This window comes from Cellulomonas sp. NPDC057328 (assembly GCF_042667215.1).
Taxonomy (GTDB): domain Bacteria; phylum Actinomycetota; class Actinomycetes; order Actinomycetales; family Cellulomonadaceae; genus Cellulomonas.
In genome coordinates this window covers 1-21,570 of sequence record NZ_JBHUZW010000009.1, presented here as the reverse complement: position 1 = coordinate 21,570, position 21,570 = coordinate 1, and the positions used below count along the sequence as shown (strand labels likewise).

Here is a 21,570-nt window from a genome sequence, read left to right as displayed (position 1 = left end):
CATCTCACTCGACGACGCCGCAGGCGAGGCGGTCGCCCGCGTCGCCTGTACCGAGCGTCTCCTCGTCGGGCCCCTCGGGCGCGTACCGCTCCGGGATGTTCGCGAAGTTGTCGTGCCCGGCGTGCACCATGACGGCGCTGCCGTCGTCGTCGAACAGGTCGGTGTCCGTCAGCCGGTCCGTCACGGTCTCCAGCTGCCCGGTGCCGTCCGCCTGCACGTAGAGGCTGGGCAGGTCGCCGGCGTGCTCGGGGTGCTGGTCCTCGTCCGACCCGAGGTGCCCGCCCGCGGAGAGGAACGCCCCCGTGCGCGATGGGTCGTCGGGCGGCGAGCTCTCGGGGTCGCACAGGCCGGTCGTGTGGACGTGCAGCGCGTAGAAGCCCGGGTCCATCCCCTCCACGTCGACGATGACGCGCACCGCGTCGTCCTCGGGAATCATCTGCACGTCGCCGAGCTCGTTGCCGTCGGCGTCCGCGAGCGTCGCCGTCGCGATCGGGACGCCCGTGACGACGGGCGTGGACGCCGCGGTGCCGGCGTCCGCGGTGCCCGCCGGTGCGGCGCCGTCGGCGGTGCAGCCGGCGAGCGCCAGCGCCGCCAGTGCGGTCACGGCTGCGTGTCGTGCGTGTGCTCTCATCGTCGCCCCCTCGTGCGGTCCTGCGCCGGCGTGGGCCGGCCGGTCGCGGCGCCCCGCGTCGGCTGCGCCGTCCCCAGCGTGTGCCCCTCGTGAGCCGCCCGCACCCGGACGCCCCGGACCCGGGGTGCGTCCGGTCGCCCGACGTGGGCCGGTGCGGGTGCGGGTCCCGGCGGCACGGCACATGCTGGGAGGACCATCCCCGACCCGGAGGAGCGACATGACCGACGACGTCGCGCGTGATGCGCTGCCCGTCCCGGACTACGACCACCTGCCCGTCGGGAGCCTCGGCCACCGCATCCGCTCGCTGGAGGCCGACGAGCTCGACGTCCTGCGCCGCTACGAGGAGCAGCACGGCAACCGGCTCCCCGTGCTGCAGGTGCTGGACCAGCGCCTGCGCGAGCTCGCCGACGGCGCCGAGCCGTCCACGGGCGACCCGGCCGGGTACGCGCCCGAGCAGGCCGCGCCGCCGCAGGGCGGCAGCGCCGCGTCGCCGGCGACGACCGGCCCGCCGCAGAACCCGCCGTCGCACGGCGACCCGACGAACCCGGCGCAGCCGCGCGGCTGACGTCGGGCGGGTGCCACGGGCCCCGGTGGCCAACGGTCGCCGGGGCCCGTCGCCGCCCGGGCGTGACCGCGGACGTCCGTGACGTCGTGGTCAGCGGTCCTCCGGCTCCAGCGCGCTGCCGTCGCCGAGCTGCTGCGACGTGATGACGCTGAGCGTGCCGTCGGTCTCGAGCACGACGCGCGCGACCTGGTCCAGGCCGCCCACGCCCGAGCTGCGGACCGCCTGGCGGAGCTCCGCCTCGGTGAGGCGCTGGGCCGTGAGCGCGTCGTGGTCGACGACGCCGTCCCGCAGCACGGTCGTGGGGTGGGCCGTCACGACCCACCTCCCGGCTCGCACGCGCGTGGCCGTCCACGACACCGCGAGCTGCAGCAGGAGCAGCACGACGAACGCCGTGGCGCCCTCGGTCCACGACACGTCGGCGCTCAGCAGGATGGTGGCCAAGGTCGAGCCGAGCGCCACCGTGACGACGAGGTCGAACGCGCTGAGCTTCGCCAGCGACCGCTTGCCGGTGACCCGCAGCAGCGCGACGAGCGTCGCGTACGCGGCGGCGCCGACGAGCACGACCCGCAGCAGGTCGCCCCAAGAGTCGAACCACACCGGCGTGCCTCAGCGGCCGGTCGGCGGGTCAGGGTGGCGTGCGGTGCGCATGGTCCTCCTCGTCGGGCGACGTCCGTCGCCGTCCACTGTGCCCCGGCGGCGCGGCCCGCGCAGGCCGTGCGCTCAGGCGTGCAGGAGGGGGACGCCCGCCGCGTCCAGGTCCCGCAGCACCGGGTGGTCGGCGGGCACGTCGGTGACGACGCCGGCGACGTCCGCGAGCGGCAGCACGGTGAACGGCGACGCCGCGCCGATCTTCTCGGCGCTCGCGAGGACGTACGTGTCGGCGGCCCGGCGGGCGAGCGCGCGCTTCATGGCGGCCTCGTCGGCGTCGCCCGTGGTGAGGCCGGCGGTCGGGTGCACACCGGTGACGCCGAGCAGGAACAGGTCGGCGCCCACGCGCTCGGCGGCCTCGACCGCGGCGGCCCCGCACGCGACACCGGAGTGCTTGAACACGCGTCCGCCGAGGAGCACGAGCTCGACGCGCGGGTGCCCCACGAGCGCCGCGGCGACGACGGGGCTGTGGGTGACCACGGTGGCGTCGAGGTCCGGCGGCAGGGCGGCCGTGACGGCGAGCGCGGTCGTCCCGCCGTCGAGGAGCACGGTGCTGCCGGGCGTGACGAGCCGTGCCGCGGCGGCCGCGACGCGCTCCTTGCTCGTGACGGCGACCGTCCGGCGGGCGGCGAGGTCGCCGACCGCGGGGGAGGCGGGCAGGGCGCCGCCGTAGACGCGCTGGCACAGGCCAGCGGCCGCGAGCTCGCGCAGGTCGCGGCGCACGGTGTCCTCCGAGAGGCCGAGCTCGGCGGCGAGGTCCTTGGCGACGATCCGGCCGTCGGCGTGCAGCCGCTCGAGCAGGACGTCGCGACGCTGGGCGGTGAGCACGGGGCCTCCTCGGTCGTGCACGATCACTGCACGATTGATCTTGTTGTTGCACGGTACTGCACGTAGCGTGCTCGGCATGACCTCTGCGCCGACCGCCACGACCGACGCCCAGCCCGGCACCCGCGTGCCCGACCACCGCGGCCGCACCGACCTCGACCGCACGGGCCTCGACCTGACCGGCAACCCGCGCGTGCGGGTCGTCGGCGTCGAGCTGCTCGCCGCCGCGTGGCACGTGCTGCGCCGCACGACCCTCGACTACCGCGGCAGCGACGGCCGGTGGCGGCGCCAGCAGCGGGAGACGTACGACCGCGGCAACGGCGCGACCGTCCTGCTGTACGACCCCGACCGTGCGACCGTCCTGCTCACGCGCCAGTTCCGGTTCCCCGTCTACGTCAACGGCCACCCCGACGGCATGCTGCTGGAGACGGCCGCGGGACTGCTCGACGACGACGACCCCGCCACGGCGATCCGGCGCGAGGCCGAGGAGGAGACGGGCGTGCAGGTCGGCGCGCTCGAGCGCGTCTTCGACGTGTGGATGAGCCCCGGCTCGGTCACCGAGCGCCTGCACTTCTGGGCGGCGCCGTACACGCCGGCGCAGCGCACGGCCGCCGGCGGCGGGCTGGCGGAGGAGGGCGAGGACATCGAGGTCGTCGAGCTGCCGTTCCCGCGGGCCCTGGCCATGACGCTGACCGGGGAGGTCGCGGACGCGAAGACGATCATGCTGCTGCAGTGGGCGGCCCTGCACGGGCCGTTCCGCGGGCGCTGACCCGCCGGCCGGCGCCCGCGCCGCGGTCAGGCGTCGCCGGCGGTGCGCCGGACGTCGTCCGGCTGCGGCGTGCGGAACGGCGGCTCCTCGTCGGTCACGTCCGCGTCGCGCACGGCCGCCGGCGCGGTGTCGGCCGCGCGGGTCGTCGGCCCGTCGTGGTCGTCGACCTGCGTGTCGGGGTCCTCGCCGCCGATGCCGGTGCCCGGCGCGGGCTCCGGCGCGCCGTGGCCGGGGTCGGCGGCGGCGATCTCCTCGTCGGTCTCGGGCAGGTGGGGCATCAGGGGCTCGGCCATGGACATACGACCTGACTACCCGCCGCCGCACGGGCCCGCCACCGGGCGGTACGGATGTTCACCGAGCCGTCACCCGGCGGTGCGCCGGGCCGGCACGCGCACGCGGTCCCCGTCGTGCGCGGCGACGACCGTCGTCGACGCGCCCGCCGCCCGCACCGCCGCCTCCGCCTCCGCGCGCAGCGGCTCGACGTCGGTGTACCGCGACGAGAAGTGGCTGAGCACGAGCGTGCGCACGCCGCCGGCCGCGGCGAGGGCGCCCGCCTGGCCTGCCGTCAGGTGCAGGTACGCCTCGGCGAGGCCCGCGTCCGCGTCGGCGAACGTCGACTCGGCGAGCAGCAGGTCGGCGGCGTCCGCGAGCTCGGCGGCGCCGTCGCACACCGCGGTGTCCATGACGACGGCGACGCGTTGACCGGGACGCGGCACGCTGACGTCCTCCACCCGCACCGGCCCCAGCCGGCCCTCGCGCGCGAGCCGGCCCACGTCCGGTCCGGTGATCCCGGCCGCCGCCAGCCGGTCGGGCAGGAACGTGCGCCCGTCCGGCTCGGTCAGCCGGTACCCGTACGCCTCGACGCGGTGCCGCAGCGGGACGACCTCCAGCCCGTCGGCGACCGCACCGGCGGCGCCGTGCGGGTGCAGGTGCAGGTCCAGCCCCGGCGTGGCGAGCGCGACGAGCGCGCGCACGACCGGCTCGCCCGACGCCGGGTAGTGCACGTGCACCGGGTGCTCGACGCCGTCGAGCACCATGCGCGACAGGACCCCTGGCAGCCCGTAGCAGTGGTCGCCGTGCACGTGCGTGAGGCACACGCGCGTCACCGCGGACGCCGCCACGCCCGCGTGGATCATCTGCCGCTGCGTGCCCTCGCCGGGGTCGACCAGCACGCCCTGCCCGTCCCAGCGCAGCAGGTAGCCGTTGTGGTTGCGCGTGCGCGTCGGCACCTGCGACGACGTGCCGAGGACGACGAGCTCACGCACGGCGCGTCATCCCGTGCGGGCGCCCCGCGTCAGCTCTTGTTGCCCGGCTCGTTGCGCCGGGTCTCGTACTCGCTGTGCCCGTTGGGGCACCGGGGTATCTCGTCCCCCTGCGTGACGTGCACCTTCTCGTCGCACCTCGCGCAGTAGAAGTCACCGGTCTTCTGCGCCTTCTCTCCGGCGTGGGCTGCCATGGCGTGTCCTGTCGTCGGGGGCACGCGGGCGGCCGTGGGCTCCGCCGCCCGACGTGCGGACACGTCCACGCTAGGCCGCTCACCGCGCCGCCGCCCGGCGGACCAGGTCGGCGAAGGCCTCCGGCTCGTACGCGTCGACGACCGGGAAGCCGGCGCCCGCCTCGCCGACCCAGTGCAGCTCGACGCCCGGGTTGTGCACGTCGGAGCCGTCCTGGAGGAAGAAGTGCGGGCTGCCCTGCACGTCGTCGGCGCGCGCGCGGTAGTCGCGCATCATCGGGCCGCGGGCACGTCCCTCGTCGAGCGCGTCCCGCAGCGCGTCGACGTCGACGGCGTCGCATCCGCCCGCGACGTCGAGCACCTCGTGCTGGAGGCTGATGGGCCGGCTGTCGCGGAAGAACGCCAGCCGCAGCGCCATGTCCAGCTGCTCGGCGGCGACGAGGGACTGGTCCTTGGCGGCGTGCACGGCCTCGTTCGCCGGGGCGGACGTGATCGGCCAGGTCGACGGGTCCTGCTGCCACGGCGTCCACCCGAGGTCGGGGGCGAGCGCGCCGACGACGGGCAGCTCGACGTCGAGGTACCGCTTGGGGATCGGGAAGCGGTTGACGTCCTCGAGCAGGAACGCCCGGTGGTCGACGCGGACCTCGTCCGTCAGCCCCAGCCGCTCGCGCTCGGCGTAGAACCGGTGCAGGGCGAGCGTGGACCAGGCGCAGACGATGTCGGTGTAGACGACCACGGTGCCGGGACGGACGTCGATGCTCACGTGCGGGCCTCCTCCTCACGCGGGCGCGCCGGTGCGGCCCGGTCGCCGTCCATGGTCGCCGCGGTGGCCCCGTCACGCCCGGCGGGCGCACCCCGGCGGTGCGTGCCAACCTGGACCGTGCGTCCAGGACGTGGCGCGCCGACGACGGCTCGAGGGGTGGTGCGCCCGTGCGCGCGATGGTCTACCGAGGTCCGTACAAGGTCCGCGTCGAGGAGAAGGACGTCCCGCGGATCGAGCACCCGAACGACGCGATCGTCCGCGTGACGACCGCGTCGATCTGCGGCTCCGACCTGCACCTCTACCACGGGCTCATGCCGGACACGCGGATCGGCCACACGTTCGGCCACGAGTTCATCGGGGTCGTCGACCAGGTCGGGCCGTCGGTGCAGAACCTGCAGGTCGGCGACCGCGTCATGGTGCCGTTCAACATCTACTGCGGCTCGTGCTTCTTCTGCGCGCGCGGCCTGTGGTCCAACTGCCACAACGTGAACCCGAACGCGACCGCGGTCGGCGGGATCTACGGCTACTCGCACACCACCGGCGGCTACGACGGCGGGCAGGCCGAGTACGTGCGCGTGCCGTTCGCGGACGTGGGCCCGTCGAAGATCCCGGACTGGCTGCCCGACGAGGACGCCGTCCTCATGACCGACGCCCTGGCGACCGGCTACTTCGGCGCGCAGCTGGGGGACATCGCGGAGGGGGACGTCGTCGTCGTGCTCGGCGCGGGGCCGGTGGGCCTGTACGCGGCGCGGTCCGCGTGGCTCATGGGCGCCGGCCGCGTCATCGTCGTGGACCACCTCGACTACCGCCTCGAGAAGGCGCGGACGTTCGCGTTCGCGGAGACGATCAACTTCGGCGAGGTCGACGACGTCGTCGTGACGCTCAAGCGGGCGACCGACCACCTCGGCGCCGACGTCGTCATCGACGCCGTGGGCGCGGAGGCGGACGGCAACCTCACGCAGCACGTGACGGGCGCCAAGCTCAAGCTCCAGGGCGGCTCGCCGGTCGCGCTGAACTGGGCGATCGACGGGGCCCGCAAGGGCGGCACGATCTCCGTGCTCGGGGCGTACGGGCCCATCTTCAGCGCCGTGAAGTTCGGCGACGCCGTGAACAAGGGCCTGACGCTGCGGATGAACCAGGCGCCGGTGAAGCGGCAGTGGCCCCGGCTGCTCGAGCACATCCGCGCCGGCTACCTGACGCCGAGCGACATCGTGACGCACCGCATCCCGCTCGAGCACATCGCGGAGGGCTACCACATGTTCTCCGCCAAGCTCGACGGCTGCATCAAGACCCTCGTCGTCACCGGCGACGCCTGAGAGGAGCGGACCGTGCCCTACACGCCCGAGAAGCCCCCGCTGCCGGAGACCCCGGAGCAGCTGCGCGCCCGCATCCCCGGCTGGGGTGCGGACCTCGACCCCGCCGACCGGCCGTCCGTGCCGCGCGAGCGGCGCGACCTCGACAGCGGCGCCCACTGGCACGAGCCGGAGCAGCAGCCGGGCGGCGAGGACCGCGAGCGCTCGATCGAGCACGCGCGCCTGACGCCGGCGTTCGGCACCGCCCAGCCGCTGCACGGCCTGTCCGGGGCGATCCGCCGCTACGCGTACGACCGGTTCAGTGAGGGGCGCGCCGCCCACTGGCTCCTGCTCATCGCCGGCGACCGCGTCGACGCGTGGGAGAGCCACCTCGCGTCGTTCGTGTCGGGACGGCCGGACGACCCCGTCACCGAGACGGGCATCCTCTCCGAACGCCGCCGGCACGGGCTGAGCTCGCGCCGGGACGGCAAGCGCGTCGACGTGCTGCACCAGTCGTTCGACCCCGTGCTCGTCGGCGGCACGTGGGTCGTCGCCGGGGTCGTCGCCGCCGCCGGGATCCGCGCGCTGGTGCGCCGGCTGCGCTGACGAGGGGGCCCCGCGCACGTCCACGGCGGCCGGTCCGGGGGGACGGCCGCCGTGGACCGTCCCGGGCCGCGCCTACACGTGGGAGGGACCGGCCACCGCCGGCCGCGGCCGGTCCTGGTCGTACAGGTGCACGGCGACGACGGCGACGTCGTCGTCCGCGCGGCCGTCGAGCATGCGCCGCACGACCTCGTCGACGAGCGCCTCGAGGTCGAGGCCGTCCGCGCTGCGGGCGTCGGCGACCGCGCGCGGCGCGAGCTCCGCGAGGAGGTCGCGCAGGCGCGTGAGCCCGTCGCGGACGTGCTCGCCGCGGCGCTCGACGAGACCGTCGGTGAACATCAGCACGGTCGAGCCGTTCCCCAGCACGACGTCCTCGTCCAGGCGCCGGCGGCCCGGCACGACCCCGAGCAGCATCTGCGGCTCCGCACCGGCCAGCTCGCGGACGGTGCCGTCGGGCAGCAGCAGCAGGGGCGCGAGGTGGCCGGCGTTCGACCAGCGCAGGCGCCGCAGCCCGCGCTCCTGCAGGTCCGCGTCCTGCTCCAGCCGGGCGACCACGGCGCTGGCCATGGTGTCGACCTTGAGCGCGCGCATGGCGTCGTCGAGGCTCTCGAGGACCTCCGCGGGCGACCCGCCGGACGTGTACGCGATGCCGCGCAGCAGCGTGCGGACCTGGCTCATGGCGGCGGCGGCCTGGGTGTCGTGGCCCATGACGTCGCCGATCGCGAGCACCGTCGAGCCGTCGCGCTGCAGGAACGCGTCGTACCAGTCGCCGCCGACCTCGGCGGCCTCGTCGGCGGGCTGGTACCGCACGACGACGTGCACGTGGTCGGGCTCGACCGGCGCCGACAGCAGCGCCCGCTGCAGGGTCTCGGAGATGTGCCGCTGCTCCTCGTACAGGCGGGCGTTGTCGAGCGCCAGCCCGGCGCGGTCCGCGAGCTGGACGAGCATCGCGAGGTCGTCCGCGGGGAGGGTGCCGCGCTCCGCGTCGAGGAAGAGCGTGATCGCGCCGACCGTGCGGCCGCGGGCGCGCATCGGGATCGCGTACGCCATGTGGGGCGCGAGGTCCCGCAGCACGTCGCGGGCCTCGCCGGACAGCGCCGCGACGATCGTCTCGGTCGCGTCCGGCACCTCCACGAGCTGGCCGGTGCGCAGCGCCTGGAACAGGTACGAGCGGGGCGACAGGGCCGTCAGGCGCAGGTCCGCGTAGCGGGCCACGGTCTCCCGCAGCTCCGGCTCGGCGTGCCAGCTCGCGATGTCCCGCAGCTGGCGGTGCTCGTCCGCCATCGTGATGAGGCACCAGGACCCGAGCCCCGGCACGAGGTGCCGGGCGAGGCGACGGACGGCGTCCTCGGTGTCCAGCGTGGAGCTGAGGTCGTCGCTCACGGCGGCGAGCAGCTGCAGGCGGGCGGACGCCGCCCGCAGGCGCCGCTGGGCCCGGGCCGCCTCCTCCTGCGACGAGCGGCGCGCCGTGATGTCGAGGAAGTACACCGACAGCCCGTCGGTGCCCGGCCAGGCGCGGACCTCGTACCAGGCGTCGAGCGGCGGCGGGTAGTACGCCTCGAACGCCCGGGGCTCGCCCGACGCCGCGGCACCGCGGTAGTGCACCTCGAAGTCGGACCCCACCGCGGCCGGGAACAGCTCCCAGATGTCCCCGCCGACCAGCTCGTCCCGCGAGCGGCCGAGCAGCCGCTCCGCCTCGCCGTTGACGTACGTGAACCGCCACGCCTCGTCGAGCAGGAAGAACGCCGCCGACATCGTCTCGAGGACGCGCGCGATGCGGGCGTCGGTGTCGCGCTGCGCGGTCGTGTCGTACGCCGCGCCGAGCAGCCGCACCGCCGTGCCGTCCTCCCCGGCCAGCACGGTGCCGCGGGCCTGCACCCACCGGTACGTGCCGTCCGGCAGGAGCACCCGGTACTCGGCGTCGTACTCGGAGCACGACTCGATCGCGCGCGCGATGGCCTGGTCCACGCGGGGCGCGTCGTCGGGGTGGACGACGAGCCGGAACTCCTCGATCGTCCCGCCGAACTGCCCGGGCTCCATGCCGAACAGCGCGTGCAGCTGGTCGTCCCAGTCGATGCGGCCGCTGCGCAGGTCCCAGTCGAAGGACCCGACACCGCCCGCGTTCACCGCGAGCAGCCAGCGCAGCCGGTCCGCCTCGTAGTCCAGGGAGAGCGTCGCGAGCTCGAGCTCGGTCACCGCCGCGGCCGCGAGGTCGGACAGCAGCCCGACGTCGGTGCCGGACCACGCGCGCGGCTCGGGGTGCGTGACGCAGAGGGCGCCGACGACCCGTCCCTCGCGCCCCACGAGCGGCACGCCCAGGTGGGCGCGCACGGTCCCGTCGCGCACGGCGGGCAGCGAGGCGGTGCGCGGGTCCGCGGCCGTGTCCGGGACGACGAGGGGCACGGTGCCCGTCGTGGTCGCGGCGCACAGGTCGTCGAGGTCCGACGCGGAGGCGAGGCCGGGTACCGCGGACGCGCCGTCGACGAGCGACAGGTGCGCGGTGCCGGCGCCGAGCAGCCGGGCCGCGAGGTCGGTGAGGCGCGCGAGCGCGGCGTCCACGACGGACGCCGGCGTCAGCACGTCCGGCCGACGGCGCGACGGACCAGGACCGGACACGGGACCGCCCTCCACCGGGATCCGCGGATCGGCCGTTGCTCGGCCAGGACATGTCGCGGGTGCCCAGGATAGGGGTCAGTCCTCGCGGATCACGTCATCCGGGTGCTTGTCGCGCCGCAGCCCTCGCCAGGACGGGTGACGCAGGCGGCCGTCGGACGTCCAGCCCGCGTGCACGACCTCGCCGACGAGACGGGGCTCGACCCAGTGCACGTCCCGCACGTCCGCCGGCGGCAGGTGCCCCTCCACGGGCTGCGTCGCGCGCTCCAGCGGGCGCAGCAGCGTCCCCAGGTCGTCGAGGGCGCGGCCCGTGAAGCCCGTGCCGACGCCGCCCGCGGGCCGCAGCACGCCGTCGGCGTCGTGGACGCCCAGCACCAGCGAGCCGACCGTGCCCGCGCGCCGGCCCTGCCCGGGGCGCCACCCGACCAGCACCACCTCCTGCATGTGCACGTGCTTGACCTTGCGCCAGTCCGGCGAGCGGGCGCCCGGCCGGTACGTCGCGGCGCGGCGCTTGGCGAGCACGCCCTCGAGCCCGAGCTCGCGGCTCGCGGTGAGCACGTCGGCACCCGGGCCGGCGAACGACGGCGGCACCTGCCACGACGGCCCGCCGAGGCCCAGGCCCTCGAGGAGCTCGCGGCGCTCGTCGTACGGCAGGGCGAGCGTCGGCCGGTCGCCGACGTGCAGCACGTCGAACACGAGGTAGACGACCGGCACCGTGCGCGCGAGCCGGCGCGCCACCGCGGGGTCGGCCACGTGCATCCGCTGCTGGAGCCGGCCGAAGTCGGGGGCGCCGCGCGCGTCGAACGTGACGAGCTCGCCGTCGAGCACGACCGGCGCGGGTCCGACCGCGTCCCCGAGGGCGGCGATCTCGGGGTACGAGCGCGAGACGTCGCGGTCGTTGCGCGACAGCAGCCGCACGCGGCCGCCCTGCACGTACGCGACGGCGCGCACGCCGTCCCACTTCATCTCGTACGCCCAGCCCGCGTCGTCCCCGGTGGGGAGCTCGCCGGGCACGGCGAGCATCGGGCGGACCAGGTCGGGCAGCGCGGGCACGCGTCGAGTCTCGCCCCGACCGGGCGGCGCGGCGACGCGAGCGTCCCCCGGGCGTGGGACGCGACGCGTGCCGCCGCGTCGCGCCTCACCCGTGCGGCGTGCACCCCGCACCGCCTGCCAGGATCGGTCCGTGCACCCCGACGACGCGCCCGCCCGCCCCCGAGCCGCCGCCCACGTCGGCCCGACGGGCGGGCAGGGCCCCCGGGCCGGTGCGTGGCTCGTCCTCGTCGTGGTCGCGGTGGCCGTCGCCGCGCTCGCGGGCATCGCGCTGACCTGGCCCACCGGGCCCCGCGCGGCGCAGGACCCGACGCAGGCCGGAGCCGTCGACTTCGTCACCGCGCGCGTCACCGACGCCCGGTGGGAGACCTGCGAGGGCACCGTCGAGGACGTCGAGCCGGACGGCAGCGTGCCGGCGGAGGTGCGGTGCCTGCGGGTGACGGCCGACGTGCCCGGCGACGACGCGGGCGGGTCCGTCGAGGTGTACGCCACCGCCGGGCTGGCGCCCGCCGACGTCCCGGCCGGCACGCGCGTCGTGCTCGAGCGGTACCCCGCGGCCGACGGCCAGCCGGAGGTGTGGGCGTGGGGCGACTTCGCGCGCGGGGTGCCGCTGACGGCGTTCGCGGTCGTGTTCGGGCTGCTCACCGTGGCCGTCGCGGGCGTGCGCGGGCTGCGCGCGCTGGTCGGGCTCGCCGTCGCGTTCGGCGTGCTCGGCGCCTACCTGCTGCCCGCCGTCGTCGCGGGGGAGAACGCGCTGGTCGTGGCGCTGTGCGCGTCCGCCGCCATCGTCGTCACGGTGCTGTACCTCGCGCACGGCGTCTCGCTGCGCACCACCACCGCGCTCGTCGGGACGCTCGCCGGGCTCGCGCTCGTCACCGGCCTGGGCGTCGCCGGCGCCGCGCTGGCCCACCTGCAGCCGGTGACGAGCGAGGACACGTTCCAGCTCGCGCGGCTGCTCGGCGACGACGGCGTGCAGGTGCTGCGCGGCGTGTTCCTGTGCGGCGTCGTGCTCGCGGGCCTCGGCGTGCTCAACGACGTGACGATCACGCAGGCGTCGGCCGTGTGGGAGCTGCGGGCCGCGGACCCGTCGGCCGGCGTGCGGGAGCTGTTCACGCGGGGCATGCGCATCGGGCGGGACCACATCGCGTCGACCGTCTACACGATCGCGTTCGCGTACGCCGGGGCCTCGCTGCCCGTCCTGCTGCTGCTCGAGGTCTACAGCCAGCCGCTCGCGCGCACGCTCACGAGCGGGGCGTTCGCCGAGGAGATCGTCCGCACCCTGGCCGGCTCGATCGGGCTCGTGCTGGCCATCCCGCTGACGACGGCGATCGCGGCGGTCGTCGCGAGCGGCACGGCGCACGCCGACGTCGCCGCCGACCGCGGGCACCGGCACTGACGCCCGCGGTCGGGCACCGACGCGCCGCGGGGCCGGCCGGTGCGCCGGGGGACGGTCAGCGAGCCGCGCCCGCCCGGGCGCACGCGGCGCACACGCCGACGAAGTCCACGGAGTGCTCGAGCTCGGTGAACCCGTGCTCGGTGGCCAGCGCGCTCACGAGCTCCTCGAGCTGCGGCGCGTCCACGTCGACCGTGCGGCCGCAGTGCCGGCACACCAGGTGGTGGTGGTGGCTCGCCGTGGGGGCGCAGCGCAGGTACGTGTGCTCGCCCGTGGGGTTGAGCAGGACCTCGACGTCGCCGGACTCCGCCATCGCGTTGAGCGTCCGGTAGACCGTCGCCAGCGCGATGTCGTCGCCGCGCTGCTGGAGGGCGAGGTGGATCTGCTTCGCGCTCCGGAACTCGCCGAGGTCGTCCAGCAGGCCGGCGATCGCCGTCCGCTGCCGGGTGACGCGCTGCCCGATCATGTCGCTGCCCTCCGCACCGGCGCGGGCCCGTCCCGCCGCCGCGTTCTCAACGTCACCACCGTAGATGAGAATTCCCGCGAGGTGGGCCAGGCGACGCCGGACGGGTGCGCGGGCGCCGCGGCCGCCGACGGTACGCTCGCACGCGGTGCCGGCGGTCGTGCCGTGGCGCCGCACGTCTCGCGCGGGCCGGTCCGCGCCACCCCGGGAGGACGCACGCATGACGGTGGGCGACGAGGTCCTGCAGCAGCAGCCGACGTACCGCAGCGACGTCACGGTCGAGCTCGTGCGGCACGCCGCACGCGACGCCGACGTGCTGTTCGCGGCGCGCGTCTCGACGGCGGGCGAGGCGACCCTGGAGAACATCGACGCGGACGCGTCGCGCTCCAAGGGCCTCATCAACTACCTCATGCGCGACCGGCACGGCACGCCGTTCGAGCACAACTCGATGACGTTCTTCGTCAGCGCGCCCATCTTCGTCTTCCGCGAGTTCCACCGGCACCGGGTCGGGTTCTCCTACAACGAGGAGAGCGGGCGCTACCGCGAGCTGCAGCCCGTGTTCTACGTGCCGGGCGAGGACCGCCGGCTCGTGCAGCAGGGCAAGCCGGGCCGGTACGAGTTCCTCGACGGCACGCCCGAGCAGCACGCGGTCGTCGACGCCGCCATGCGCGACGCCTACGCGCACGCGTACACCGCGTACCAGGAGATGCTCGCGGCCGGCGTCGCGCGCGAGGTCGCCCGGGCCGTCCTGCCCGTCGGCCTGTTCTCGTCGATGTACGCCACGTGCAACGCGCGCTCGCTCATGCACTTCCTGTCGCTGCGCACCAAGAGCGAGGACGCGAAGGTGCCGTCGTTCCCGCAGCGCGAGATCGAGATGGTCGCCGAGCAGATGGAGGCGGCGTGGGCGCAGCTCATGCCGCTCACCCACGCCGCCTTCGTCGAGCACGGGCGCGTCGCACCCTGACGTCCCACGTGTGACGCGCGACGGCCGGCCGGACGGCCTCAGTCGGTCAGCTCGGAGCGCTCCGCCTTCTCGCCCGTCGGCTTCGTGAAGGCGCTGTGCACCTTCGCCTTCGCGGCGTCGGGCAGCACCGCGGCCATCGCCGACTGCATGCGCGCCTTGACGGTGTGCACCTCGACCTTGTCCTTGCCGTCGAGCAGGCCCTCGACGCCCTGGCGGGCGATGTCGGCCGGGTCGTCCTTGCTGCCCTGCCCGACGACGGTCTCGACCATGTCGGCGCGCTCGAAGAAGTCCGTGTCCGTCGGCCCGGGCATCAGCGCGGTGACGGTGACGCCCGTGTCCTTGAGCTCGTGCCGGATCGCCTCCGCGAACGACGTGAGGAACGACTTCGACGCCGCGTACGTCGCGTAGCCCGGGCCCGGCATGAGGCCGGCCACGGACGACGTGATGAGCAGGCGGCCCGCGCCGCGCTGCACCATCGCGGGCAGCAGCGCCTTGGTGAGGCGCAGGTTCGCGACGATGTTGAGCTGCACGGTCGCGAGGTCGTGCTCGAGCGGGATCTCCACGAACGCGCCGCCGTCGCCGCGGCCGGCGTTGAGCGCCGCCACGTCGAGCGGGCGGCCGACCGCCGTCACCTCGTCGAGGAGCGTCTGGACGCCCTCGACGGTCGTCAGGTCCGCCTGGACGGCGCGCACGGCGGTGCCGATCTGCGCGAGGCCGTCGGCGGCCAGCGTGAGCTCGGGGTTCTCGGCCGTGACGAGCAGGTCGAACCCGCGCTCCGCGAGCTCGCGCGCCAGCTCCAGGCCGATGCCGCTGGACGCGCCGGTGACGAGCGCGAGCGGGCGGACGGTCAGGTCGGTCTCCATGCTGCACACCTCCGGGTCGGCTCCGACCGACGCTACGGGCGGGGGCCGCACCGGGCATCCCGGGACGCCGGTCCAGCTCGCCGGGCGCCGACCTCGTCACGTCGGCGCCGACCTCGTCCCTCCGCCGCGACGAGGTCGGCACCGACCTGACGAGGTGGAGCCGGGGCGCCGCGGCGTGGGCGGTCAGCGGCGGCGGGGCTCCGCCGTGGAGGCGCGGACGACCAGGTGGGTCGCCAGCGTGACCTCGGTGCCGGGGGCGGCAGCCGCGGACGGGGCGCCGGCGTTCACGCGGGCCGCGGCGACGAGGCGCAGCAGCAGGTCGACGGCGGTGCCGCCGGCGCGGCGCTGCGGCACGTCCACGGTCGTCAGCGCGGGGTGGCCCATCGTCGCGACGGTGTCGTCGTGCCCGACCACGCTGAGGTCGTCGGGCACCCGCACCCCGCGGGCCGCCGCCCGGCTGAGCAGCCCGACGGCGACGAGGTCGTTGTAGGCGAGGACCGCGGTCGCGCCGTCCGCGAGGACGAGGTCGGCCGCCTGCACGCCGCCGGCGAACGTGGGGGCGACGGCGGCGCAGCGCACCACCTCGACGCCGCCGTCGGCCGCCGCGGCGGCGAGGCCGACGTCGCGCTGCGCGCCCGCCCACGACGACGGGCGGCCCGGCACGTACGCGACGCGCCGGTGCCCGAGCGCGCGCAGGTGCTCGACGGCCTGCCGCGTGCCGTCGGCGAGGTCCGCCGCCACCGACGGGAGGCCGTCGACGCGCCGGTGCAGCAGGACGGTCGTCGCGCGGTCGGCGACCTCGAGGAGCTCGGCGTCGGACGCGCGCGGCGAGCACAGCAGCAGGCCGTCCGTGCTGCGTCGCAGCGACGCGACGGCCTCGACCTCGAGCCCGGCCTCCTCGTCGGTGTCCGTGACGAAGACGGGCAGGTCCGCCGCCCGGGCCCGCGCGGCGACGCCCTTGGCGACGTCGGCGAAGAACGGGTTGGTGAGGTCCGGGACGACGAGCCCCAGCGCGCCGGCGCGACCCGTGATGAGCCCGCGCGCGGCCCGGTTGGGCCGGTACCCGAGCCGGTCCGCGACGGCGCGCACGGCCGCGCGCGTGGTGGGGCTGACGGTGCCGCCGGTCAGCGCGCGGGACACGGTCGCGGGCGACACGCCGGCCTCGCGGGCGACGTCGTGCAGGGTCGTGGGCGTCGCGGGCACGGCGGCCTCAGGTCACCGCGCCGAGCTGCCACGGCACGAACTCGTCGCGCCCGAGGTCCAGCTCCTCGCTCACCGTCGCGCGGCCCGACGCCACCTCGAGCACGAGGTCGAGGATCTCGTCGCCGACCTCGCCGATCGTGGCGGTGCCGGTGACGATGCGACCCGCGTCGAGGTCCATGTCCTCGCGCATGCGCTCGAACATCTCGGTGTTCGTCGCGATCTTCACGCACGGCGCGGGCTTCGAGCCGAGCACCGACCCGCGGCCCGTCGTGAAGCACACGACGGTCGCCCCGCCGGCGACGAGGCCGGTCACGGAGACGGGGTCGTAGCCGGGGGTGTCCATGAACGTGAAGCCGCGGTCGGTGATCGGCTCGGCGTACTCGTACACCGCGGACAGCTCCGCCGTGCCGCCCTTCGCCACCGCGCCGAGGGACTTCTCGAGGATGGTCGTCAGCCCGCCGGCCTTGTTGCCGGGCGACGGGTTGTTGTCGAGCGTGCCGCCGCCGCGCGTCATGTAGTCCTGCCACCAGTCGATGCGGTCCAGCAGGCGGCGGCCGACGGCCTCGCTGACGGCGCGCCGGGTCAGCAGGTGCTCGGCGCCGAAGACCTCCGGCGTCTCGGCGAGCACGCTCGTCCCGCCCTGCGCCACGAGCAGGTCGGACGCGCGGCCGAGCGCCGGGTTGGCGGTGATGCCCGAGTAGCCGTCGGAGCCGCCGCAGTTCAGCCCGAGGACCAGCGACGACGCCGGGACGGTCTCGCGGCGCCGGCCGTCCAGCTCGTCGAGCATGCCGCGCACGACCGCGACGCCCGCCCGCACGGTGGCACGCACCCCGCCCTCGTCCTGGATCGTCAGGTGCTCGACGAGCGTGTCCGGGGACGCCGGCAGGTCGGCGAGCAGGCCCTGGACGGCGAGCATCTCGCAGCCCAGGCCGAGCACCAGCAGGCCCGTGACGTTGGGGTGCGCCGCGTACCCGCGCAGCGTGCGCCGCAGGACCTGGCCGCCCTCGGACGTCGGCACGAGACCGCAGCCGGAGTCGTGGGTGAGCGCGACGACGCCGTCGACGTGCGGCCACGCGTCCATCACGGGCCCGCGGAACTGGTCGGCGATCATCCGGGCCGTCGACGCGCTGCAGTTGACCGACGTCACGATGCCGACGTAGCTGCGCGTGCCGACCAGGCCGTCGGCGCGGCGGAAGCCCTCGAACGTGCGGGGGGTCGCGGCGGGCGGCACCTGCACGCGCGCCGTGCCGAACTCGTACGCGTGCGCGACGGCGTCCATGCCGAGATTGTGCGCGTGCACGTGGTCGCCCGGTGCGACGGGCGCCGTGGTCCGCCCGATCACCTGGCCGTACTTGTGCACCTGCGCACCGGCCGGCAGGGCGCGGACGGCCAGCTTGTGCCCGCGGGGCACGTCGGCCGGCACGGTGACGGTGCCGCCCGCGAGGACGAGGGGCGTGCCGGCGGCGACGTCGGCCGTGGTGACCGCGACGTCGTCGTCGGCGGCGAGGAGCAGCGCGACCTCGGCGAGGGGGCGGGCGGGCGCGGCGGCGGTGCCGGGCGGGGTCGCGGGTGCGGTGCCGGTCGGGGTGCCGGTCGGGGTGGGGCTCACGACGCTCCGTCGGGTCGGGGGCGGGCCGTCCTCGGGGAGGACGACGGCGCCGGTGCAAGGGCGCTGGAAGAATGCAAACGTTTGCAGTGCCATCGTCGCACCGCACCGGGGCGATGTCGAGCACCCCTCGCAGCCGACGCCGAGCACCCGTGCCTGCGGACGAGCCTGCGTTGCCCGGGCGGCCCCGGCACACTGGGCCGGTGCCGAACGACGCCACCACCCCCGTCTCGTCCGACGTCCCCGACGGCAGCGCCCAGCCCGCCGCGGCGGGCGTCCCCGCCGCGGCCGCGGCCGCCGCGCCGTCCCGCCGGCGGCGGGAGGAGCGGCGCCCGCGCGCGCTCGTCCTCGTGGGCCGTGGCCGCTACGAGGACCCGTGGCACGACGGCGCCGCCACCGCCGGCGTCCTGCACCCGCTGCTCGCCGCCGACGGCTGGGACGTCCACGTGCACGGCACGTCGCCCGCGCTGCTCGCCGAGGACGGCCTCGTGGCCGAGACGCTCGGCCGGCCGGACCTCGTCGTCGTGACCGCCGGCTCCGGGCGTGTCGACCCCGATTTCGACGGCGACGACGCCGCCTGGGCGCCCTTCCACGCCGCTCTCGCGGCGCTCCTCGCGGACGGCGTCCCGCTGCTGGCGCTGCACTCCGCCGCCAACACGTTCGCGGACGCGCCCGGCTGGGCGGCGGCCGTGGGCGGCCGGTGGGTCGACGGCGCGTCGTGGCACCCGCCGATCGGGCCGGCGACGTTCGACGTCGCCGACGCGGGGCACCCGGTCACCGCCGGGCTCGGCGCGGTCGAGGCGTTCGACGAGCGGTACTGCGACCTCGTCGTCGACGACGGCAGCCACGTGCTGCTGACCACGCGGCACGAGGGCCGCGACCACCCGGTCGTGTGGGTCGCCCCGGGGGGCCGGGCGGTCTACGACGCGCTCGGGCATGACGTGCGGTCGTGGGCGAGCGCGTCGCGGCGGGAGCTCGTGCGCCGTTCGGTGGCCTGGCTCGCCGGTCGCTGACCGGTAGCCGACGGGTCACGGCGGTCCGGCGCTGATACGTGTCGGCGCCGAAGATGGTCGTGCGCCCAGGAACCTGCGCGGAAATCGGCACAGAACCGCGCACACGGGTGCAGACTGGCCGTATCCCCGCGTGGGGTGCGGACCAGGGGAGAGGGATGCCGGGACGACGTGTGACCTCGAAGGACGTGGCGCGCCACGCCGGGGTGTCGCAGAGCACGGTGAGCTACGTGCTGAACGACTCACCGAACCAGTCGATCAGCAAGGCGACACGTGAGCGCGTGCGCGAGGCGGCGGCGGCGCTCGGGTACACGCCGTCCGCGGCCGCGCGGGCGCTGCGGCGCGGGTCGAGCGACACCGTGCTCATGGTGCTGCCCGACGCGCCCATCGGCTCCGCCATCGCCGCCATCCTCGAGGGCGTGACCGCGGTCCTCGAGCCGCACGGGCACCCCGTCGTGTACCGCAGGCAGCGCGACGTCGGAGACCTGCGGGCGCTCTGGCACGAGCTCATGCCCGCCGCGATCGCGAACCTCGCGGCCTTCCCGGCGGCGGAGGAGGCCGCGATGGAGGCGGGCGGCATCCCCGTCGTGAGCGTCTCCCTCGACGGTGCGCCCGGCCGTGCGATGCGCGTGCCGCAGACCGCCATCGGCCGCCTCCAGGTGGAGCACCTCGTGCAGCGCGGCCACACCCGGCTCGCGTTCGCGGCGTCGACGGACCCGACCGTGGCGGAGTTCGCGCGGGGTCGCCTCACGGGTGTCGAGGCGGCGTGCGCGGACCACGGGCTGCCGGCGCCGGTCGTCCTGGACGTCCCGCTGTTCGTGGACGCCGCCCAGCGCGCGGTGCAGCGCATGCGCGACCGCGAGGACCCCGTCACCGCGGTGTGCGCCTACAACGACGAGGTGGCGCTCGCGGTGCTGGCGGGGTTGCGCGCGGCGGGCCTCACGTCGCCCGACGACCTCGCCGTCGTCGGCGTCGACAACGTCACCGCCGGTCGTCTCGCGGCGCCGCCGCTGACGACGGTCGACATCGGGCCGGACGACATCGGCACGACCCTCGGCAAGCACGTGCTGCGGCGGCTCAAGCCGGAGCTCGAGCTCCCGGAGCCGGACGACGAGCCGGCGATGGACCTGGTGGTGCGCGCGACGACCTGATCGCGCGGCCACCCGACGGGACCCGACCGGTGCCGCGACCCGGCGACCGGCACAGAGCGAGGAGGACGGCCATGGCGGAACGACGTGTCACGTCCCGCGACGTCGCGCAGAAGGCGGGCGTCTCGCAGAGCACCGTGAGCTACGTGATGAACGACGCCCCGGGCCAGACGATCAGCGCGGCGACCCGCGAGCGCGTGCTGCAGGCCGCCGCCGAGCTCGGGTACACGCCGTCCGCGACGGCGCGGGCCCTGCGGCGCGGCACGAGCGAGGTCGTGCTCGTCGTCATCCCCGACGGGCAGATCGGTCAGGTGGCGCTCGAGGTGCTGGGCGCCTTCGGCGAGATCGTCGAGGACCACGGCTACTCCGTCGTCTACCAGCGACGTCGCGGCCGCGCGCTGGACGCGATCCTGCGCGAGCTGCGCCCGGTCGGCGTCGCCGACGTCGCCGCGTTCGCGACGGAGGACGAGGCCGCCGCCGCGCACCTGGGCATCCCCGTGGTCGGTCTGTCGGTCGACGGCGGTGACGGTCACGCGATGCGGATCCCGCAGCGCAAGGTCGGCGCGCTCCAGGTGGAGCACCTCGTCGCGCGCGGGCACACGCACCTCGGGTACGCGGCGTCGGCGGACCCGCTCACGACGATCCTGATGCGGCCGCGCCTCGCCGGCGTGCAGGCGGCCTGCGCCGCCCACGGCCTGCCCGCGCCCGTCGTCGTCGACGTGCCGCTGTTCCCCGACGCCGCGGCACGGGCGGTGCGGCGCCTGCGCGACCGCGACGACCGGGTGACGGCCGTGTGCGCCTACGACGACGAGGTCGCGCTCGCCGTCCTCGCCGGCGCGCACGCCACCGGCGTCCGGGTGCCCGACGACCTCGCGGTCGTGGGCGTCGACGACGTGCCGCTCGCCCGCCTCGCCCTGCCGCCCATCACGAGCGTGGGCATCCGCACCGCGGAGGTCGGGTCGGGGCTCGCCCGCCACCTGCTGCGCCGGCTGCGGCCCGACCTGGGGCTGCCGGAGCCGGACGACGAGCCGCCGATCGACATGGTGGTGCGCGCGAGCACCTGACGTGCGGAGCAATTGACGCGCGCGAGTGGGCCTCGCGGCGCGGGCACGCCGGGCGGCGCCGCTGCGCCCGTGCCTGGCGGTACCTGCCCGCGCGCCGGTGCCTGGCGGTGCGCCGGCGCGTCAGCGCGGGAAGCGGAGCCCGCTCGCGCGCCGCACCGGCCGCTCGACGGCGGCGCGCACGGCGTCGGCCGTGCCCACCACGCGCACCGCGTCGCGCGCACGGGTCACGGCCGTGTAGAGCAGCTCGCGCGTGAGCAGCGGTGACGCGGCGGGCGGCAGCAGCACGGACACGCGCGTGAACTGGCTGCCCTGCGCGCGGTGCACGGTCATCGCGTGCACCGGCTCGACGGCGGGCAGCCGGTGCGGCCGGACCAGGCGCGGTGCGCCCGGCGTGCCGAACGCGACGACGACCCCACCGGCCCGGTCGTCCACGACCACGCCGGTGTCGCCGTTCGCGAGACCCGTCGACCGGTCGTTGCTCGTGACGAGCAGCGGGACGCCCACGGGCCAGGGCCCGGCCGGGACGCCGTCGTCCCCGGCGACGGCGGCCACCCACTGCTGCGCCACGGCCGCCCACAGGGCGACACCCGCCGGCCCGCGCCGGTGCGCGAGCAGCAGCCGGTGGCGGCCCAGCGCCTCCAGCG

The 21,570-nt window shown here is 76.1% G+C and carries 23 protein-coding genes; 9 read left to right on the top strand and 14 right to left on the bottom strand.

Features of this window, described 5'->3' with window-relative positions:
- Positions 1 to 4: 4 nt before the first annotated feature.
- Positions 5 to 388, bottom strand: coding sequence for a superoxide dismutase family protein (locus tag ACFUMH_RS03165; RefSeq protein WP_378200371.1), 384 nt, complete (start codon positions 386 to 388; stop codon positions 5 to 7).
- Between the two features lie 460 nt (positions 389 to 848).
- Between ACFUMH_RS03165 and ACFUMH_RS03160 the strand changes: the two genes are divergently transcribed.
- Positions 849 to 1,196, top strand: coding sequence for a hypothetical protein (locus ACFUMH_RS03160; RefSeq protein WP_378200268.1), 348 nt, complete (start codon positions 849 to 851; stop codon positions 1,194 to 1,196).
- 90 nt (positions 1,197 to 1,286) lie between these two features.
- On the opposite strand, the gene ACFUMH_RS03155 is transcribed toward ACFUMH_RS03160, so the two are convergent.
- Together ACFUMH_RS03155 and ACFUMH_RS03150 are read right to left on the bottom strand one after the other, a co-directional pair.
- Positions 1,287 to 1,793: a DUF421 domain-containing protein gene (locus tag ACFUMH_RS03155; protein ID WP_378200265.1), complete on the bottom strand. Its 507-nt coding sequence runs from the start codon at positions 1,791 to 1,793 to the stop codon at positions 1,287 to 1,289.
- Positions 1,794 to 1,916: 123 nt separating this feature from the next.
- A complete protein-coding gene (locus ACFUMH_RS03150; protein WP_378200262.1) occupies positions 1,917 to 2,672 on the bottom strand; it encodes a DeoR/GlpR family DNA-binding transcription regulator in 756 nt (251 codons plus the stop codon).
- 76 nt (positions 2,673 to 2,748) lie between these two features.
- On the opposite strand from ACFUMH_RS03150, the gene ACFUMH_RS03145 reads away from it, so the two are divergent.
- Positions 2,749 to 3,438 (top strand): NUDIX domain-containing protein, encoded by a 690-nt coding sequence (locus tag ACFUMH_RS03145; protein ID WP_378200259.1) that lies wholly within the window; start codon positions 2,749 to 2,751, stop codon positions 3,436 to 3,438.
- Positions 3,439 to 3,464: 26 nt separating this feature from the next.
- Here the strand turns inward: ACFUMH_RS03145 and ACFUMH_RS03140 are convergent, their stop codons facing one another.
- From ACFUMH_RS03140 to ACFUMH_RS03125, 4 genes are all read right to left on the bottom strand, one after another.
- Entirely contained in the window at positions 3,465 to 3,731 is a 267-nt protein-coding gene (locus tag ACFUMH_RS03140; RefSeq protein ID WP_378200256.1) for a hypothetical protein, read from the bottom strand.
- A gap of 69 nt (positions 3,732 to 3,800) precedes the next feature.
- Complete coding sequence (locus tag ACFUMH_RS03135) at positions 3,801 to 4,703, bottom strand: ribonuclease Z (protein WP_378200253.1); 903 nt, start codon at positions 4,701 to 4,703, stop codon at positions 3,801 to 3,803.
- Between the two features lie 29 nt (positions 4,704 to 4,732).
- Positions 4,733 to 4,894, bottom strand: coding sequence for a hypothetical protein (locus ACFUMH_RS03130; RefSeq protein WP_378200250.1), 162 nt, complete (start codon positions 4,892 to 4,894; stop codon positions 4,733 to 4,735).
- A gap of 79 nt (positions 4,895 to 4,973) precedes the next feature.
- Positions 4,974 to 5,654, bottom strand: a complete 681-nt coding sequence (locus ACFUMH_RS03125) for a DsbA family protein (RefSeq protein WP_378200248.1) — start codon at positions 5,652 to 5,654, stop codon at positions 4,974 to 4,976.
- Between the two features lie 167 nt (positions 5,655 to 5,821).
- Between ACFUMH_RS03125 and ACFUMH_RS03120 the strand changes: the two genes are divergently transcribed.
- Positions 5,822 to 6,970 carry a zinc-dependent alcohol dehydrogenase gene (locus ACFUMH_RS03120; protein WP_378200245.1) on the top strand — a complete coding sequence of 383 codons (1,149 nt, stop codon included), beginning with the start codon at positions 5,822 to 5,824 and terminating at the stop codon, positions 6,968 to 6,970.
- A 12-nt stretch (positions 6,971 to 6,982) separates the two neighbouring features.
- The gene (locus tag ACFUMH_RS03115) at positions 6,983 to 7,552 is read left to right on the top strand and encodes a hypothetical protein (RefSeq protein ID WP_378200242.1); all 570 of its coding nucleotides are present in this window, start codon (positions 6,983 to 6,985) and stop codon (positions 7,550 to 7,552) included.
- 72 nt (positions 7,553 to 7,624) lie between these two features.
- On the opposite strand, the gene ACFUMH_RS03110 is transcribed toward ACFUMH_RS03115, so the two are convergent.
- Complete coding sequence (locus tag ACFUMH_RS03110) at positions 7,625 to 10,165, bottom strand: SpoIIE family protein phosphatase (RefSeq protein ID WP_378200239.1); 2,541 nt, start codon at positions 10,163 to 10,165, stop codon at positions 7,625 to 7,627.
- Positions 10,166 to 10,240: 75 nt separating this feature from the next.
- Positions 10,241 to 11,215, bottom strand: a complete 975-nt coding sequence (gene ligD / locus ACFUMH_RS03105) for a non-homologous end-joining DNA ligase (RefSeq protein WP_378200235.1) — start codon at positions 11,213 to 11,215, stop codon at positions 10,241 to 10,243.
- A 130-nt stretch (positions 11,216 to 11,345) separates the two neighbouring features.
- On the opposite strand from ligD, the gene ACFUMH_RS03100 reads away from it, so the two are divergent.
- Complete coding sequence (locus ACFUMH_RS03100; RefSeq protein WP_378200232.1) at positions 11,346 to 12,608, top strand: YibE/F family protein; 1,263 nt, start codon at positions 11,346 to 11,348, stop codon at positions 12,606 to 12,608.
- A gap of 55 nt (positions 12,609 to 12,663) precedes the next feature.
- On the opposite strand, the gene ACFUMH_RS03095 is transcribed toward ACFUMH_RS03100, so the two are convergent.
- The gene (locus tag ACFUMH_RS03095) at positions 12,664 to 13,071 is read right to left on the bottom strand and encodes a Fur family transcriptional regulator (RefSeq protein WP_378200229.1); all 408 of its coding nucleotides are present in this window, start codon (positions 13,069 to 13,071) and stop codon (positions 12,664 to 12,666) included.
- Between the two features lie 217 nt (positions 13,072 to 13,288).
- Here ACFUMH_RS03095 and thyX point away from each other — a divergent pair, with 217 nt between their 5' ends.
- A complete protein-coding gene (thyX, locus tag ACFUMH_RS03090) occupies positions 13,289 to 14,032 on the top strand; it encodes an FAD-dependent thymidylate synthase (protein WP_378200226.1) in 744 nt (247 codons plus the stop codon).
- 38 nt (positions 14,033 to 14,070) lie between these two features.
- Here thyX and ACFUMH_RS03085 read toward each other — a convergent pair whose 3' ends face one another.
- The 3 genes from ACFUMH_RS03085 to ACFUMH_RS03075 all read right to left on the bottom strand — a co-directional run bounded on the left by ACFUMH_RS03085 (position 14,071) and on the right by ACFUMH_RS03075 (position 17,707).
- Positions 14,071 to 14,895 (bottom strand): SDR family NAD(P)-dependent oxidoreductase, encoded by an 825-nt coding sequence (locus ACFUMH_RS03085; RefSeq protein ID WP_378200223.1) that lies wholly within the window; start codon positions 14,893 to 14,895, stop codon positions 14,071 to 14,073.
- A 183-nt stretch (positions 14,896 to 15,078) separates the two neighbouring features.
- Entirely contained in the window at positions 15,079 to 16,098 is a 1,020-nt protein-coding gene (locus ACFUMH_RS03080; protein WP_378200220.1) for a LacI family DNA-binding transcriptional regulator, read from the bottom strand.
- Positions 16,099 to 16,105: 7 nt separating this feature from the next.
- On the bottom strand, positions 16,106 to 17,707 hold the full coding sequence (locus tag ACFUMH_RS03075) for a UxaA family hydrolase (protein WP_378200217.1): 1,602 nt from the start codon (positions 17,705 to 17,707) through the stop codon (positions 16,106 to 16,108).
- Between the two features lie 200 nt (positions 17,708 to 17,907).
- Between ACFUMH_RS03075 and ACFUMH_RS03070 the strand changes: the two genes are divergently transcribed.
- The 3 genes from ACFUMH_RS03070 (at position 17,908) to ACFUMH_RS03060 (ending at position 20,926) form a co-directional block, all read left to right on the top strand.
- The gene (locus ACFUMH_RS03070) at positions 17,908 to 18,717 is read left to right on the top strand and encodes a ThuA domain-containing protein (protein WP_378200214.1); all 810 of its coding nucleotides are present in this window, start codon (positions 17,908 to 17,910) and stop codon (positions 18,715 to 18,717) included.
- A gap of 170 nt (positions 18,718 to 18,887) precedes the next feature.
- Positions 18,888 to 19,865: a LacI family DNA-binding transcriptional regulator gene (locus ACFUMH_RS03065; RefSeq protein ID WP_378200211.1), complete on the top strand. Its 978-nt coding sequence runs from the start codon at positions 18,888 to 18,890 to the stop codon at positions 19,863 to 19,865.
- 71 nt (positions 19,866 to 19,936) lie between these two features.
- Positions 19,937 to 20,926 carry a LacI family DNA-binding transcriptional regulator gene (locus ACFUMH_RS03060; RefSeq protein WP_378200208.1) on the top strand — a complete coding sequence of 330 codons (990 nt, stop codon included), beginning with the start codon at positions 19,937 to 19,939 and terminating at the stop codon, positions 20,924 to 20,926.
- Positions 20,927 to 21,046: 120 nt separating this feature from the next.
- Here the strand turns inward: ACFUMH_RS03060 and ACFUMH_RS03055 are convergent.
- The coding region (locus tag ACFUMH_RS03055) for an ATP-binding domain-containing protein (RefSeq protein WP_378200205.1) at positions 21,047 to 21,570 on the bottom strand (524 nt) is incomplete at its 5' end.

Excerpts from the sequence above, each read along its gene's own strand:
- ACFUMH_RS03165 (WP_378200371.1), bottom strand. The coding sequence starts at position 388 with ATGGACCCGGGCTTCTACGCGCTGCACGTCCACACGACCGGCCTGTGC.
- ACFUMH_RS03160 (WP_378200268.1), top strand. The coding sequence starts at position 849 with ATGACCGACGACGTCGCGCGTGATGCGCTGCCCGTCCCGGACTACGAC.
- ACFUMH_RS03145 (WP_378200259.1), top strand. The coding sequence starts at position 2,749 with ATGACCTCTGCGCCGACCGCCACGACCGACGCCCAGCCCGGCACCCGC.
- ACFUMH_RS03140 (WP_378200256.1), bottom strand. The coding sequence starts at position 3,731 with ATGGCCGAGCCCCTGATGCCCCACCTGCCCGAGACCGACGAGGAGATC.
- ACFUMH_RS03130 (WP_378200250.1), bottom strand. The coding sequence starts at position 4,894 with ATGGCAGCCCACGCCGGAGAGAAGGCGCAGAAGACCGGTGACTTCTAC.
- ACFUMH_RS03095 (WP_378200229.1), bottom strand. The coding sequence starts at position 13,071 with ATGATCGGGCAGCGCGTCACCCGGCAGCGGACGGCGATCGCCGGCCTG.
- thyX (WP_378200226.1), top strand. The coding sequence starts at position 13,289 with ATGACGGTGGGCGACGAGGTCCTGCAGCAGCAGCCGACGTACCGCAGC.
- ACFUMH_RS03085 (WP_378200223.1), bottom strand. The coding sequence starts at position 14,895 with ATGGAGACCGACCTGACCGTCCGCCCGCTCGCGCTCGTCACCGGCGCG.
- ACFUMH_RS03060 (WP_378200208.1), top strand. The coding sequence starts at position 19,937 with ATGGCGGAACGACGTGTCACGTCCCGCGACGTCGCGCAGAAGGCGGGC.